This is a genomic window from Endozoicomonas gorgoniicola, from assembly GCF_025562715.2.
Classification (GTDB): Bacteria; Pseudomonadota; Gammaproteobacteria; order Pseudomonadales; family Endozoicomonadaceae; genus Endozoicomonas_A; species Endozoicomonas_A gorgoniicola.
On the sequence record NZ_JAPFCC010000001.1, the window covers coordinates 1,531,047 to 1,546,899 of the forward strand.

General features: G+C 47.4%; 12 protein-coding genes. 7 read left to right on the plus strand and 5 right to left on the minus strand.

The window, feature by feature from the left end; genetic code table 11:
• Positions 1–57: 57 nt before the first annotated feature.
• Positions 58–1,440 carry a nucleotide 5'-monophosphate nucleosidase PpnN gene (gene ppnN, locus NX722_RS07000; RefSeq protein WP_262567364.1) on the plus strand — a complete coding sequence of 461 codons (1,383 nt, stop codon included), beginning with the start codon at positions 58–60 and terminating at the stop codon, positions 1,438–1,440.
• 66 nt (positions 1,441–1,506) lie between these two features.
• Here the strand turns inward: ppnN and NX722_RS07005 are convergent, their stop codons facing one another.
• A complete protein-coding gene (locus tag NX722_RS07005) occupies positions 1,507–2,265 on the minus strand; it encodes a hypothetical protein (protein WP_262567365.1) in 759 nt (252 codons plus the stop codon).
• A gap of 83 nt (positions 2,266–2,348) precedes the next feature.
• Here NX722_RS07005 and NX722_RS07010 point away from each other — a divergent pair, with 83 nt between their 5' ends.
• Complete coding sequence (locus NX722_RS07010; RefSeq protein ID WP_262563696.1) at positions 2,349–4,052, plus strand: IS66 family transposase; 1,704 nt, start codon at positions 2,349–2,351, stop codon at positions 4,050–4,052.
• Here the strand turns inward: NX722_RS07010 and NX722_RS07015 are convergent.
• A complete protein-coding gene (locus tag NX722_RS07015; protein WP_262567366.1) occupies positions 4,014–4,577 on the minus strand; it encodes a hypothetical protein in 564 nt (187 codons plus the stop codon). The genes NX722_RS07010 and NX722_RS07015 overlap by 39 nt on opposite strands.
• 134 nt (positions 4,578–4,711) lie before the next feature.
• Here NX722_RS07015 and NX722_RS07020 point away from each other — a divergent pair, with 134 nt between their 5' ends.
• The 3 genes from NX722_RS07020 (at position 4,712) to NX722_RS07030 (ending at position 7,263) form a co-directional block, all read left to right on the plus strand.
• Entirely contained in the window at positions 4,712–5,893 is a 1,182-nt protein-coding gene (locus NX722_RS07020; protein ID WP_262567367.1) for an SWIM zinc finger family protein, read from the plus strand.
• A gap of 78 nt (positions 5,894–5,971) precedes the next feature.
• Positions 5,972–6,292, plus strand: coding sequence for a hypothetical protein (locus NX722_RS07025; protein WP_262567368.1), 321 nt, complete (start codon positions 5,972–5,974; stop codon positions 6,290–6,292).
• A gap of 62 nt (positions 6,293–6,354) precedes the next feature.
• Entirely contained in the window at positions 6,355–7,263 is a 909-nt protein-coding gene (locus NX722_RS07030; protein WP_262567369.1) for a metallophosphoesterase, read from the plus strand.
• Positions 7,264–7,398: 135 nt separating this feature from the next.
• Here the strand turns inward: NX722_RS07030 and NX722_RS07035 are convergent, their stop codons facing one another.
• Positions 7,399–8,382, minus strand: a complete 984-nt coding sequence (locus NX722_RS07035) for a hypothetical protein (RefSeq protein WP_262567370.1) — start codon at positions 8,380–8,382, stop codon at positions 7,399–7,401.
• Positions 8,383–8,546: 164 nt separating this feature from the next.
• Positions 8,547–9,740 (minus strand): RtcB family protein, encoded by a 1,194-nt coding sequence (locus NX722_RS07040; RefSeq protein WP_322740917.1) that lies wholly within the window; start codon positions 9,738–9,740, stop codon positions 8,547–8,549.
• A 231-nt stretch (positions 9,741–9,971) separates the two neighbouring features.
• Between NX722_RS07040 and NX722_RS07045 the strand changes: the two genes are divergently transcribed.
• Both NX722_RS07045 and NX722_RS07050 read left to right on the plus strand, forming a co-directional pair.
• Positions 9,972–10,595 (plus strand): hypothetical protein, encoded by a 624-nt coding sequence (locus NX722_RS07045; RefSeq protein ID WP_262567371.1) that lies wholly within the window; start codon positions 9,972–9,974, stop codon positions 10,593–10,595.
• A gap of 54 nt (positions 10,596–10,649) precedes the next feature.
• Entirely contained in the window at positions 10,650–11,963 is a 1,314-nt protein-coding gene (locus NX722_RS07050) for a hypothetical protein (protein WP_262567372.1), read from the plus strand.
• A 305-nt stretch (positions 11,964–12,268) separates the two neighbouring features.
• On the opposite strand, the gene NX722_RS07055 is transcribed toward NX722_RS07050, so the two are convergent.
• Positions 12,269–15,808, minus strand: a complete 3,540-nt coding sequence (locus NX722_RS07055; RefSeq protein ID WP_262567373.1) for a DEAD/DEAH box helicase — start codon at positions 15,806–15,808, stop codon at positions 12,269–12,271.
• Positions 15,809–15,853: the final 45 nt, after the last annotated feature.

Below are 15,853 nucleotides of genomic sequence, written 5' to 3' on the forward strand. Positions count from 1 at the left end.
GGCTTATCACTTGAAAGCCAGTTTTTTTCGTCTGCCGAAAGGTTAAAGGAATAATCCATGAGTGAAGAAAACCAGCAGAAGACCTTATCTGCCATCATTAATCCGGTGGGTACAATGCAGGTGCTGTCAAATCGTGAGGTACAGAAACTGCAGGATACCAGCCAGAAAGGGTTGCACCGCCTGTTCAGACAATGCTGTCTGGCCGTTCTTAACGGCGAACACGAGAGTGACTGTGCCGAAGAAATGATGGGAATGTATCAGGATTTTGATATCCGCATCATTCAGGAGCAGCGGGGGTTGAAGCTGGAGCTTATCAATGCACCGGCAGAAGCTTTTGTGGCAGGCAAACTGGTTCGCGGAGTACGGGAAAATCTGTTTTCCGTGTTGCGGGATATTCTCTATGTCTCATCCCATATCAGCGATGATCCCCGCTTTGACGGCGATAATGGTACAGATATTACCCACATGGTGTTTGAGATTCTGCGTAACGCCGGGGCGTTTATTACCAAACAGGTGCCGGATACTGTAGTCTGCTGGGGAGGACATTCGATTGGTCGCGAAGAGTATGAGTATGCGAAGAAGGTCGGCTACCATCTGGGGTTGCGCTATCTGAATATCTGTACCGGCTGTGGACCGGGCGCAATGAAGGGGCCAATGAAAGGTGCTTACATTGCTCATGCCAAACAGCGGGTAAAACGCGGTCGTTTTATCGGTCTGACCGAGCCGGGAATTATTGCTGCCGAATCCCCCAACCCTATTGTTAATGAACTGATTATCCTGCCCGATATTGAAAAACGGCTGGAAGCCTTTGTTCGCTTTGGGCATGGCGTTGTTGTATTTCCGGGAGGGCCGGGTACCTGTGAGGAAATTCTCTACCTGCTGGGTATCCTTCTGAATCCCGCTAATAAAAACATGCCTTTCCCATTAGTCTTTACCGGCCCTGCATCGGCAAAAAGCTATTTTGAAGATATTGATGCCTTTATTGGTAAAACCCTTGGGGCAGAAGCTCAGCAGCGCTACCAGATCATTGTCGACGACCCACTGGAAGTAGCTAGAACCATGCGTGACGGGCTGGAAGCTGTCACCCGCTACCGTCGTCAGCACGGTGACGCCTACTACTTTAACTGGTTACTGACGATTGACGAACACTTCCAGAAACCGTTTGACCCTACCCATGACAATATGGCTGCCCTTGAACTAAAACTATCCTTGCCTCCCCACGAGCTGGCTGCCAACCTGCGTCGTGCTATGTCCGGTATTGTTGCGGGCAACATCAAGGAAGAGGGTGTGATCGCCATCCGGGAAAACGGACCGTTCCAGCTCAGTGGCGATCCGGAACTGATGCAGGAAATAGATGCACTGCTGCAGTCGTTTGTTGATAACTATCGCATGAAACTGCCGGGCAGCCACTACGAACCCTGTTATCAAATCGCTCAATAAATCGCTCAATAAATAGACCAGGAACAAGCCCGGCGTTTCTTAAGCACCGGGTTTTGTTTATCCTCCTTACTTTTCCAGCTTGAGAAAGTCTGGCATACCCATATCAGGCTGGTTTTTCGTTTCATCAATATCATGCCCTTTCAAGTCAGTTCCATAAATAGCAATACCCGTCATAATATCTATTGAGGGATTATCAGGCTGGCTTTCTTCATCATTAACATCGTGTTCTTTCATCCCGGTTTTCTGACTGGTAACCATTGCGATAGTATTTTTTCCGGTTCGCATAAATCTGACACTGTCTCTTGTTTTTCTCAGGCGACTGTGCTTGTTTTTAGGACTTTCATCGTAATGCCCCTTATGTATTACAAACGGAGAGGTAAAAGGCTTTTTGTCGTCATCGTCGTCATCACCCGCTCCAGAAGAGCCACCCGTTCCAGAAGAGCCACCCGCCTCACTGATTGGGTATAGCCCTCTATTACCGCTTCCTGATGTGCCATAGCCTCGACGTTGACTCACTGTGTTTTTTTGGGAGGTTTCTGTATTACTGTTTTTGGAGCCAGTACATTTCCTGATGCGGGATACGCCCACTCCAACAGGCTGCTTTAACGATTGCACTTTAACACCACAGCCGATAGTAAGATGATTTAAACTGCCTCCATTAAATGTAATGACAACGTTTTCTTTTTCATTCGCAGCGTCCTGATCTACTTTAATTTCATGAAATTCTGGAAAGGTATGACTGGTTGCTTCGTTTATCTCCCCATCCGGCAAGACAGGATGTCTAAGACAATAAATACTGTTTTTCTGATCACAAAGATGCCACATAGAGGTAACTGCTCAAAATTGACTGGCAAATCAACCTCTACAGGTCAAAGAAAGTTATCCTGATCTTTCGTATATTTCACCGTATGCACCTGCCTGACTCACTATTCTCCAGTACAGACAATGAACAGTTGCGTTCATTCGTCAAAAACCTTCTCGACACGGTCGAGAAGCAATCTGTGCAAATTGAAAGGCAGCGCGTTCAGATCGAACAGCTGGTCGAAGAGAACGAACAGCTTCGAGCAGAAATTCGCCACCTGAAGAAGCACAAGGGCAAGCCTAAAATCAGGCCTAATGTCTCGGACAAGGGCGATGATCAGGAAGACAGCTCTTCTGCGGAAGACACTGATCAGGCTGCCGGGAAAAGTGACACTGATCGTCCGCCGAAAAGTAAACGACCACGATCACAAGAAGCCGGTGAAACCGCTGCACCACCAATGACTGTTGACCGAGAGGAAATCTGTTCAATCGCTGCTCCCGGTGAGAACTGGCGCTTCAAGTGCTATATCGACTTTTTCCATACTGAGCTGGACTTGCGTTTTGTCACTACTCGCTACAGGCGTGAGTATTACACAACTCCGGAAGGCGGGGTGTCAGCCCCGCTACCTGATCATGTGAAAGACCGTTTTGGCGACAACCTGAAAGCCCATCTGCTGGATTTTTATCATTCATGCAGTACGACACAGCCACTACTGCTATCTTGGCTGCACGACCATGGATGCTCAATATCAGAAGGTTCCCTGAGCAACATCCTGACGAAAGGCCATGATATTTTCCACCAGGAAAAAGAAGAATTGCTGGAAGCAGGGCTGACTTGCTCTGATTATCTCCAGGCCGACGACACAGGTGCTCGCCACCAAGGAAAAAACGGCTACTGCCTGTTTATCGGCAACCCTTATTTTTCCTACTTCCATAGCAGCGACAGTAAGAGCAGGATTAATTTCCTGGGCTGTCTGCAAGGGCAGCAGCGGCTTTATCTTCTCAACGACGTTGCCATTGACTACATGGAGAATCAGGTTGATGTGTCGAAGAAGTGGATCACTGCGCTATCCGAATGCGGCGAGAAGCGTTTCTCAACAGAAGAAGAGTGGGAGAGCTTCCTTAACAGCATTGGTTGTGCTGCCCCGCAACAAAGGCGCTGGGCGACAGAGGGTGTTTTAAAGGCCGCATTGATGCTCAATCATCGCCTTGAGAACCTGATTATCCATAGCGATGGAGCCCGGCAGTTTGATACAGCCTTTCAGCATTCGCTGTGTTGGTACCATGCGGGAAGAAACATGGACAAGCTGATACCGGCCAATGACCTGGAACGAGCCGCCCGTGACACCGTGCAGGATCAGTACTGGTGCCTCTACGACGACATTGAGGCCTACCAGAAAAAACCAACGGACAAGGAGAAACAGAAGCTCTACCAGGAGTTTGATCGTTGGGTAACACAGCGGGTTGACTACCCTGCCTTGCAGGCTGAGTTGGGCAAACTGATGGTTGTCAGGGAAGAGCTGTTATTGGTTCTTGAGTATCCGTGGCTGCCACTGCACAACAACCTGAGCGAGAGGCAGATCAGAGAGTATGTGAAACGGCGAAAGGTTAGCGGTGGTACCCGGAGTAAACTTGGGAGGAAATGCCGCGACACCTTTGCCAGTTTGAAAAAGACCTGTAAACAACACGGGGTGTCCTTTGCCAACTATCTCAGGGACAGGCTGACTGGAACCAATCTGATTCCGCAGCTGGGGCATCTCATCCTGAAGGCATCAGGCTATCAGGAAACGGTTCTTGCCAATGGAATATGAGCAGTTACACATAGAGCGATCCACAGGAACTACGTCGATAGGAAGTTCACCTGTATCAACATCATCTTTTTGATGACTTAACCAGGAAAAAACAGTAAATACCGGTTTTAACGACACAACTTTTAACGACGCAACTTTTAACGACGCAAGCCCCTCGGCCAGATTTAATAATTTATGATTCCATTGAAATAATGCTTGTAAATACTGCTTTGCCTGTAAAACATAAATTCCTGTCATGGAACCATCAACCGAGCCTCTCAGGTGATGCCCATTAACAAGAATATCATCTGCAACTTCCTGTGAACCCGATATCAACAGTTGAAAATTATTGCCTAAATTAGAGCTTTCAACTGTATTGATAATGTCTTTTAGATTGTTCCCGGCTGGCAACGGAATAAACTCATTTGATGGTAGAGATGACACCGAACCTGACTGTGCATAAGCTTCACTGATAAAATTTGCCGAACATAAACAGAAAAAAGCAAGCAGAGGCTTGAAAAAAGAAAATCTCATCATTAAATCCATCGACGACCGTTTTGCACACATTTCTGCGTTATCAAGCCAATATAGTCACCAGTTCCTCAGTACTCAATTTTAAAGGGCTGTGAAATTTTTCTTTTAAAGCGTGATAGGATTGATTCAGATAACTGGAGACTGTCGTGAACGAATTCCCCGATATTACTGATGAACTGCTGATCAAGCTGGCAGGTAAAAAAGCATTCGCCCTGGGACAGGTCTGTTTTGAGCAAGGGGCTGTGGCTGCATTGAAAACCCGTGGCAAAAAGACCACAGCGACAGTACCAGCCACTTCAACTAACCAGGGCGGGCAGGTTAATCTGCACTACACCCAGAAAGGTATTGAAGGCAGTTGCGACTGTCCTGAATCTGATGGCATAGATTTTTGCGAACACTGCGTCGCGGTGGCGCTGGCACTGCGAGCCCGGCAGTCAAAGCCGACTCTCAAAAAGAGTGCAAAACCGGACGAGGTTTTAATCCACTATTTTGAACGGCAAAGCAAGGAGGACTTGCTGCAAACCCTCGTGCAGGTCATTAACGGAGACAAGGCACTTCGACAAAAGTGGCTATTGAAGGCGGATAATGCTTTGGGGCGTCTGGATAAAAATGCCCTGCGAAAACGCATAACGTCCGCCATACCGTTCAAACGCAGTATCCAGCGATACCACCGTGTCAGAAAATATTTTGCCGATATGGAAAAGGCATTGGCTACTTTGCAGGAACCTGTTCAGTTGCTGCCTGCTGAGCAACAACTGGAGCTGGTAGACTATGCTATTGAGCGTCTGGACAAGGCAACAGACACCATTGATGATTCCGGAGGTTACCGGTTTCCGACAATGGAGCTGTTGCAAGCTATTTATCGGTCGGCATTCACTAAGGTGTCATGGACAGAGCAGAAAAAAGCTGAGCATCTGGTACAGTTATTAACCATTAATGAGTACGGCTTTTACGGCTCTGTCCCTGACGACTATGTTGGGTCGATAACCCCTGAATGTCTTGATCTGTTCTATGCTGTCGTTCGTAAACAGTGGGATGCCCTGCCACAGTGGCAAGGTGGTGACTGGTGGGAAAAACGACAGTATTCAGTCCTGCAGCGTGTCCTTGAACAAACGCTGGAACACAACAATGACATTGCTGGTCTGATTGAGCTGCGCCAGAAAGTCGCTGAAACCCCTTCGGATAACATCAAACTGGCTGAACTGAACCTGCAATTGCAGGATTATGTCCAGGCTCAGGCGTGGCTCGATAAAGTTCAGGGAAGCCCTCTGGCGGACAGCGCCAGGGCTCAGAAAATACAGCAGGAAATATTGATTGGTACTGGCTAGCCGGAGTTAGCGCTGGAACAGCAGTGGTGTGCTTTCAGAACCCACCAGGGTCTGAAGGAGTATCAGACCCTGAAAGCAATGGCTGTACGGTCTGGTGACCAGAGAAACTGGTATCAAAAGGCTGAAGCCTTGCTTGAGCAAAAAATATCAGCCCTGAATGACGGGTATTTTGACCGCTATCAGAAGCAGGATTTGATTAGCCTGCTGGGCTGGATTTATCTGGAAGAAGAGGACTCTGAAAAATTATGGAACCTGATTAAACAGACTTCCAGTGATTTGGGTATTGATCCGAATTTGCTTCACGTTGCTGGCAGACGCTCAGTGGATTCTCCGCAGAAAGTCCTGTTGTGCTATCGTCGTATAGTCCATTCTAAAGACTGTAACCATAAGACCAGATGACGATAATAACTATGTGCAACACTCACACAACATGAAGACAGCAACGGTAAGGGGCAATCATTTTGTACGACATCATCGGCGACATCCATGGCTACGGCACAGCGCTGTCAGAACTCCTGAAAAAGCTGAACTACACAGAGCAAAATGGTGTTTTCCGACATCCTGAACGAAAAGTGATTTTTGTAGGGGATTTTATTGACCGGGGCCCGGAGCATAAAAAAGCATTAACCATCTGTCGCAACATGGTAGAGCAGGGGTGTGCGCTGGCTGTGATGGGAAACCATGAGTTCAATGCCATTTGTTATGCGACACCTGATCCTGAGAAGACAGGGGTTTTTCTGAGAAATCATTCAGAGTCAAACCGACAGGCACATCAGGCCTTTCTGGATGAATACCCACTGGGTTCAGCGGAATATAAGGATATGATTGACTGGTTCCGCACTTTGCCACTGTTTCTTGATTTAGATGCACTACGTGTAGTGCATGCCGTTTGGCACCAGCCAAGCCTGAAGGTTATACAGCCATGGATTAATGTTGATCACTGTCTGTTGACCGATGCTTATGTTCAGGCATCAAGGCAAGGAAGTGATGTTTATAATGCGGTTGAAAATCTTCTCAAAGGCATCGAGTTCAAACTGCCGGAAGGGTATAGCATTAAAGACCAAAACGGAAAGGCTCGCACCGAAGTACGCCTGAAATGGTGGGACGAGCAGGCAAACCGACTGCCTGAAGCGGCAACCAATGCGGGTAATGTCGATTTACCTGAGATGGATTTGCCCGGAAATATCTACCGCTACAAAGATTCTGTGCCGCTATTCTTTGGGCATTACTGGATGCCGGGAACCCCTGAAACACTCAGTCCTAACATAGCCTGCGTGGACAGTGAAAATGGTAGGCTGGTGGCTTATCGCTGGCAGGGAGAGAAAATACTTAACGACGATCACTTTGTGTGGGTTGATTGGGTGGTGTGATGTCATCAGAAAAAAAAGCACTCGTAATGTCGCTCCATTCATCAGTCACATGTCAAAACACTCAAAGACAGAGATTTTGAACTGCATATGACAATGGATAACAGCCTTTCAGAGAGCTTACTGTCTCGATCAAACTCACTTTAAATAGAGTGCGATATTCAGATACATGGGCTGCTTTTTGATAAATTCCCTCATTTCAGGTGCTATTTTTTTCATACTTTTGCTGATTTGTCCCCGCATAGCTTTGATAACACCATTTTCGTTACTGCCGTCTTTGTTCATTTTGTCTAGCTCTTCGTTTAGCTTTTTTATAGCCCCGACAACAGCCCGATATAAATGGCTTGTAGCGTAGTAGTGTCCTCCATGTCCTTTCTTAAAAGGATTCCAATCAGGATCTTCGCCATCACCGCCTCCAGCGGCTCCCGTGCCATCGCCTGACTGGAATGAGGCGGATTTTTTTTTATGAAGCCTGATTTTTGGTGAAGTGTATTTTTTTTTGCCGGTGCGATATTCGCCGTTGGTCGTCTTGCCGCCTCTTTTCGGACTTTCGACTACCTTGTTAACAGGTATCGAGTTTAATTTTAAACCTGCAAGCCAGGGGGCCACGGTCTCATCGAAACTGGTAAAAGAGGGGTTCAGTACCGAATCCAGAGTAAGTCCGTCAAGGTCAGATGACTTGCAGTTCGGTATACCGGAATCACCAGTGCGAATATTAAACCGGCGATCCGCTAGAAAACCTTCACCAACGGTGACAACGCCAGAAAGCTGGCACCCGTTGATGGTAGAGTTCAGATAGGTGTTATCTATTGAAAAATCGAACGCCAACGCATTATCAGATTTCATGATAAAAAAAGTCTGACCCTGAAAGCCCGGAGCTGCAGACACGGTGGTATACGCTATTTCATCGGAATGATGATCAGGTTGAGGCAGGGAGTCTCCAGAATCAGCAGTTTTAATAATCAGCGGATGCCTGGCATCCATCAGGTTTACGACTCTGTTATGCTCACTGCCCGGAAGAATATAAATAACGCACTTACCAGCTTCTTCTACAGCGAAGGCCCCACCTTTACTTCCTTCGGTGTTTGCATCATTTACTGCCTTTCCGTATGACCTGCACAAGGCCTCACTCTCCCTGAAAGTGATATCGTAGGTAGCTGCAGAACTTTCTGCCGGGAAAATATACTGTAAAAACAGAAGCAACCCTATTTTCTTAGTTTGTAGCTGAGTTCGTGAATATTTTCTGCTCAAAGCGTGCCTCGTAAGTTAAAGCCGGGTTGAAATACTTAACCCTTCACATTAATGATTTGCCGCAGTGTGCGCACGACTTCTACCAGGTCGCCCTGCAAGCTTATAACCTTATCGATGTTTTTGTAGGCTCCGGGAATTTCATCCAGTACCCCTTTGTCTTTGCGGCACTCAATGCCCCGGGTCTGGTCTTCAAGGTCTCGGACAGAGAAAGCTTTTTTAGCGGCAGTTCGCGACATGCTCCGTCCGGCACCGTGGGCGCAACTGCAAAATGCTTCGGGATTGCCTTTGCCACGAATGATGTAGGATTTAGCTCCCATAGATCCGGGAATAATGCCCAGTTCGCTGTTTCTGGCCCGGATAGCTCCTTTACGGGTAACCCAGACCTGCTGCCCATCGTGAAGTTCCTGCTCAACAAAGTTGTGGTGGCAGTTAATGGCCTCATCCATGATCGTAAATGGTTTCAGATGTTTACATAGAACCATCAGAATATTGTTCATCATGTGTTCACGGTTCAGCAGGGCGTAATTTTGCGCCCAGGCCACGGCCTCAACATAGTCATCAAAAAAGTCTGAGCCTTCTTTCAGGTAGCCAAGATCTCTGTCAGGCAGGTGAATCTGTTGCCGTTCCATATCCTTACGAGCCAGCTGAATAAAATATTGGCCAATCTGGTTACCAATGCCCCGGCTTCCGGAGTGCAGCATAACCCAGACGTTGTCGTGTTCATCCAGGCAGAGTTCTATAAAATGATTGCCAGAGCCAAGGCTGCCCATCTGACGTACAAATTTATCCCGGCTGCCTCTCTGGATAATACTCGGGTGTTTTTCCAGAATCCGTTGCAAACCTCTGGCAACCAGTGAATTTCCGGATAGTTGCGCCTCTTTATGTTCTCTGCCAGCTCCAAGGGGAATCACCTTTTCAATACCGTGACGAATCGGCAGAAGGTTATCCGGCAAGTCAGTGGCTTTAAGAGTTAACTGAACCGCATTCATTCCACAGCCAATATCCACCCCGACCGCAGCGGGAATAATCGCGTCAGTGGTGGCAATAACAGAGCCAATTGTTGCCCCTTTGCCCAGATGTATGTCGGGCATCCCCGCGACATGTTTGTAGATAAAGGGCAGGCTGGCGACTTTACGCATTTGCTCAAGTGCCTGAGGGCTGACTTCATCGGTCCATATCTTGACGGGCTTCTGATTATCAGAGCCCTCTAATACAGTCATGACTGGCATAATGTTGCTCCGCTCTGATCATTAAGATAGCCCACGTTTTTGCTCGCAGAACGAAAAGTACGCTGAAAAAACGGATCAAACTGGTCAAGCCCTATAAGTTCAAATTCTACTGCACAATTAGATTTGAGGCTTGATTTGGTGAGAATAAGTACATCAAAGAAATAAGCGGTGAACTTTTATTGTATTTCAAGCTCTAAACACCACACTTACTATGGAATGTTGTAAAATATTATGGATATCGGAAAAATAACGTCTCCCTCTCCATTCGTTAGCCACACCCCTGAACAATCATCTTCTGATGCTGTGGCTTGCACATCATCTACCATTACTGCTCAAGATCAAGCATCCCATGAAATGCCAGAACATAAGAAAACTGGGGAACGAAGAGCCGTAACCGTAAGACCTGAAACGATCCATCTCAGACATTATTCTTTTGCTAAAGGGCTAACGCAGACGGATCCCTCATATAGTGGAACAGGTATTACAGGAGAAGAGAGATTCAGGCGCAGTGGCTATAAAGAAATATGGCTGGATCGAACATATTTTGGAACCGAAAACTATAAAAAAGAGCCCTTACTACCTGGCAATGAATACCATGCGGAAGTAGAACGAAGCAAGCTTTATAATATGGATGAAGATCCGGATGGCATTGTCGCTCAAACAGAAAGAGATGTTCGTGAGGGCAGAACTGAATACGGCTGCCTTGATCGAAATGCAAAAGTAACCTTGATTGAAAAGCGGGTCAAAGATGCTGGCTATCAAGGCTGCCTCGTGCCTTCCCAAAACGCTGCTTTTATCTTTTACAAGGTCGATGTTACGCCGGTTAACGAAAAGCGAATCCACCCTTTCCACTAACAAAAGCAAAGCAGGGATCAAAAAGCAGGGATCAAAAATACAGGAGTAATAAAAATGCAAGGAATTTCTAATACATACAATCCCGCCCTGTTACCCCAAAAACAAGAAGTCGGGAAGAATAACCCTTTCGAAACAATAAATGTTGAACCCCATATCCATGGAGCCGGATCCGGAGACACTGTCACCGAAACTCCCATTAATCTTCGGGTAAGCGAACGACTGCATGATGACAGGGAAAAGCGAATTAACCAGTGTGTAACCGCTCTAAAGGAAGCCTTTCCATTGCCGGAGGTAAAATCTCAGGACGAAGTCCTGCCCAGGTTAGAAGAAACACACTACTGGTACAGCAATGACTACAATCTAATCCCCGACGATTGCGTACCCGATTATAATTTAATGCTACAAGCCATGAAAGAGAAACCGGAGGCTGTATCAGAAAACCCAAGAGTAGCCCTGTTAGTCGGCGAAAGCTCTCTACTCAGCAGCCTTCCGGAGTTAAGCCAGCGCTGCGATATCGTGCTGCTGACAGATTATGACCACCTTCTGTTGCATTCCCAGCTTGAAAGACTGAAATTCATCATGAACTGCAAGTCTGTTTCGGATGAAGACTCTTTTTTTGAAGAACTTCACAGCAATATTGCTAATAAGCTGGGAGTCAAAAAAAGCGAACTTGACAGAGATGGCGACTATTACAAAACCAGACAGGGTGAGTCTTGGGCATTTTCATCCGATGAAAGACTGGCTGAGATGAAAGACGCGGTCAACAAGCTGCAGTTTGTTCCGGTTTGCCTTAATCTTTTTTGTAAAGAATCCTTAAAAAAGCTGGGGGCAGTGTTGCAGGAGAGTGGGGCGCAGGTAAAAACCGTGAACCTGACCAATATATTTGATTATTACCGAGATTACGTCATGCGACAGGATGACCTGGATATCGGGCATAGTAAACCCAGTCAATTGTTAGGAGAGCTGGCCGTTCACCCTGAGGCTTTAGTTCACAGTTCAAGAATATTGATTGGAAACCCTGAATCAAAAATCGAAACACCTGAAAAACACTGGAACTTTTTAGACAAGAGATTTTGCTATGAAGTTCATCGTAAACTCAGGCTCGACGAGGATAGTTCGTTGTCCGAAAGGCTGATGGGCGCGTTACAACCCTCTATTTACAGAAGTAGTCGTATATTTGACTACTACCCTTCTTTGAAAATGCTTATAGCCACTTGTGATCTTTCTGATTTTGATGATTTGGTGGCTAATCAGGAAAAGATTTTCTTTTGTATTGAAGAATGCTGTTCAGATGAAACCATCAAAGTACAGATGAAAGAATATCTCAAAATGGCTATTGATCGCCGGTTAAATGGTACCCAAAAATAAGACAGGGGAGTGTAAGTTCTAGCCGTCGATATGTCTTTTGTCCGGGCAAAAAGAAACCCGTCATTCTGGGGGAAGAAGTGACAGGCTAAGACCATTATTAATGTGCCTGCGAAGAGACAGAAAGAATTTAATCAGTTAATGCTGGAGTTTTACTCTACCGCTGATACCACTGAGATGAATAAATTCCTGAGATCCTGCCTTAACGAGAAAATCATAGAAAACTTCAAATGAAGAAGGTGAAATACTTCTTTTGGGCAAAGCCTGCTTATTGGACAGGTAAACAGGCTTTATCTTCATTCGAAGTTTTACCCCAAAGACACCAGCTCTCGGATCTCCTGATCCGACAGTTCGGTAATCCACTGCTCGCCACTGGCAACGGCTAAGTTCGCCAGTTCTTTTTTGGCTTGGATCATGGTGTCGATCTTTTCCTCAAACGTATTCTCGGTGATCAGGCGATGCACCTGCACATTGCGTTTTTGTCCGATCCGGAAAGCCCGGTCGGTAGCCTGAGCTTCTACCGCCGGATTCCACCATAAATCATAGTGAATGACCTGGCTGGCAGCCGTCAGGTTCAGGCCGGTGCCTCCGGCTTTTAATGACAGAATCATAGCTCTGGTTCGTCCATTGTTCTGGAAGTCTTCCACCATGTCATCGCGTTTTTTGCGGGACAGACCGCCGTGCAGAAAGGGAACGTCCAGCTGCATTTCCTGTTTCAGCGTATTAACCAGAAGCTCGCCCATGGTTGTGTACTGGGTAAAGATCAATACCTTCTCATCGCCGTCTATGGCTTCACGCATTAACTCCATAAACAGGGACAGTTTACCGGACTCATCAGTGGCTGTTTCATTATGGTTAAGGAATTGAGCCGGCGCATTACATATCTGCTTTAAGGCATTGAGCAGTTTGAAAATAATGCCTCTGCGTTCGATGCCTTCTTCAGCGGAGTTCAGGTCTTCCATAATGGTGTTAACGGTATTTTGATAAAGGGAAGCCTGCTGCTTGCTGAGGTTGCAATAACGGTTGCTTTCCACTTTGTCGGGCAGGTCGCTGATAATGCTTTTATCGGTTTTCAGGCGACGCAGGATAAAAGGGCTGGTCAGTTTGCGAAAGCGATCCAGGCAGGATTGATCCCGATCTTTCTCTATAGGTGTTGCCAGTTCTTCCTGAAATTTTTTCTGGGTGCCAAGGTAGCTTTTGTTGGTGAAGTCAAACACACTCCAGTATTCCCGCAACCGGTTTTCTACCGGCGTACCACTCATGCCGATACGAATATCGGACTTGAGCTTTTTAACGGCTTTGGTTTGTTGGCTGCCGGGGTTCTTAATGTTCTGGGCTTCGTCAATCACCAGAGTTCGCCAGCGAGGTTTGCCCAATGTTGCGCTATCCGATCGAATGAGCCCGTAGCTGGTTAATACCACATCATGGTCGTTGTGTTTCAGTTCTCGTTTGCTGCCATGGTAGACCTGCACCCGTAAATCCGGAGCAAAGCGTTCGATTTCCTTGCGCCAGTTGGTCAGCAATGAAGTGGGGGCGACCACCAGGGCTTTCTGTTTATCCAGTTGCCCGTTTTCTTTCTGGTGCAGCAACAGGGTAATGACCTGAAGGGTTTTACCCAGACCCATGTCGTCGGCTAATAACGAACCAAAGCCGATGCGGGCATTTTGTGCCATCCATTCATAGCCCCGTTGCTGATAGGGGCGCAGTTGAGCATTGAGTTGTTCTGGCAACGGCGCAGGTTCACCCTGTAACAGCTGTTCAAACAGTTGTCGGGCGGTGTCGCCTAAATCCACTTTAGCGCCGTCCAGCTCTCCTGATAATCCAGCTTTCAGTAATTCAATACGGGATAAAGAATCGGGTAAATTGTCCAGTTTTTTAAGGAGTTGCTGTAACTTGTTGTCATCCAGCATGACATACTGATCCAGCATTTTTACCAGCCCTTCAGAGCCTTCCAGCAACTGGTTAAACTCACTGACCGGAATACGCTGGTCGCCCAGGGCAATCTGCCAGTTGAATTGCAGCAGCTCATCAAGGTTCATATAACTGACGGCGGCATCACTGCCGCTTTTTGACAGGGAGAGGCTGAGCTGCGGATACACCAGCTTACGCAGCCGTTTTGGCAGCACTAACTGAATGCCGAGCATTTGCAGGGCAGGGAGGGTTTCCCTGAAAATGGGCGTAAAAGCCTGAAGCGTGTACTGTAGCGGACGATGTTTCTTCTGTGTCTGGTATAGCTGCTCAACCGCAGGCAGGTAATCAGCCAGCAGTGCCAGATCGGTCAGCACACTGACTTTGGTATCCGAGAGCGAACCGTCTTTAAACAACTCCGGCAACGTCAGCATGTTTTGCTTCTGCTCTATGCGAATATCCACCGACAGTTGATCAGACACCGGGTCATCAGCTTCCGGCATTTCTACTTCCTCAACCAGCATATGTAACCGATGTTCCCGTTCGCCCAGTGACAGTCGGTTTAGCCAGTTGCGAATGACTTTGGGATAAGCCATGGTTTCAAACTGGTTAAACAGGCAGGGTGATCCGGCAAAAAACAGGCGACAGATATCTTCCTGCCAGTATTTATCCGGTCCGGCTTCCATAGCCTGCTCCATAAAGAAGCTGATGATGGCATTCAGAGCCAGGTGAATCTGGGTTTTGCTGTCAGCATAGTGCAGCTGTGGCTTTTTACGGTTTTTGGGAACCGTTTCCAGCACCACAAAATCCGGTGGGCAGGCTTCATACAAAATAGCCAGTTGGGTTTTGACCGGCTCGCTTAACAGGGCCGGGTGCCACTGTATCAAAGTCCAGTCATCTTTTTGCATAAACACTGCAGGGATACAGGCATGCTGTTGCAACAGCTTGATCGCCAGACGATACAGCCAGTGCCAGAGCAGGGCTTTATGGTAATACTGGCTGCGCTGGGCGCTGTGAATGTTTCTCAGTGAAGCTAACAGGCCAATCCATTCGTCCGGCTCATGGAGTATCTGTCCGTTGCCTGAACATCGTGCAGAATGAAAACGACCATTGCCATCCAGCACCAGATGGGTCAGTGAAAAGTCGGTAATATCGATGGTATTGTCAGCGGTCTGCTGTTTCTCAAACTGGTTCACTACCCGGGCGCTGCGCTTATAGAAGTCTGCGAGCAAGGTTTTGAAATCTTTGTCGTAAAACAACGGTTTGGGAGTAAGAATGCCAAGAATGCGCTCGCCCAGAGGTTCGATGGTGCTGAGGTCGAGAGATTCAGAGACGGGAGACTGAGGTGGCTGCCAGTTTTCAAACACCGGTTCCCGTTGCCAGAAATCCATCACCTGTGGCGGGGTATCGGCTTTGGCCAGCGACATGCCCGTTTGTCGTTCAATGGCTGCCGGTAAATCCATACCATGCAGTTTGAACACCATAAACGGGTCTTTATCAATTTCATTGGCGATCAGGTAAATGACCGCAGCAATATGTTTACAGGGCATCGCCCAGTCCGGGCAGGAACAACTGGCATCCATATCGTCCCAGTCTTTCGGGAATAGTGGAATCTTCTGTTGTTCCATCAGTGACAGCATTTGCACGGGTAATTGGCGGTTCAGCAATTTAGCCAGCAGTGCCGGGCTCTGGCTGATGGCAGACAAAATATTGTCCTGCTGCTTTGCCGTAAACGATGGCAGATGTACTTTGACTTTATAAGGTCTGGAACGCCGTCCCTTAACATCCGCATGGGTTGAGGTTCCCTTCAGAGAGATATCGGAAACCGAGCCATTACCGGCATAGCGTCGCCCTCGGGGCAGGCGGTTGCTGTAATCAATGCCGTTAAAGGCTTCAAGCCACTGTTTGCCCCACCAGGTTTGACCGTATTGCGCTGCCATTGTCTGTTTGTCCTCGATTTACAGTAATGGCGTTACTGTACCGGT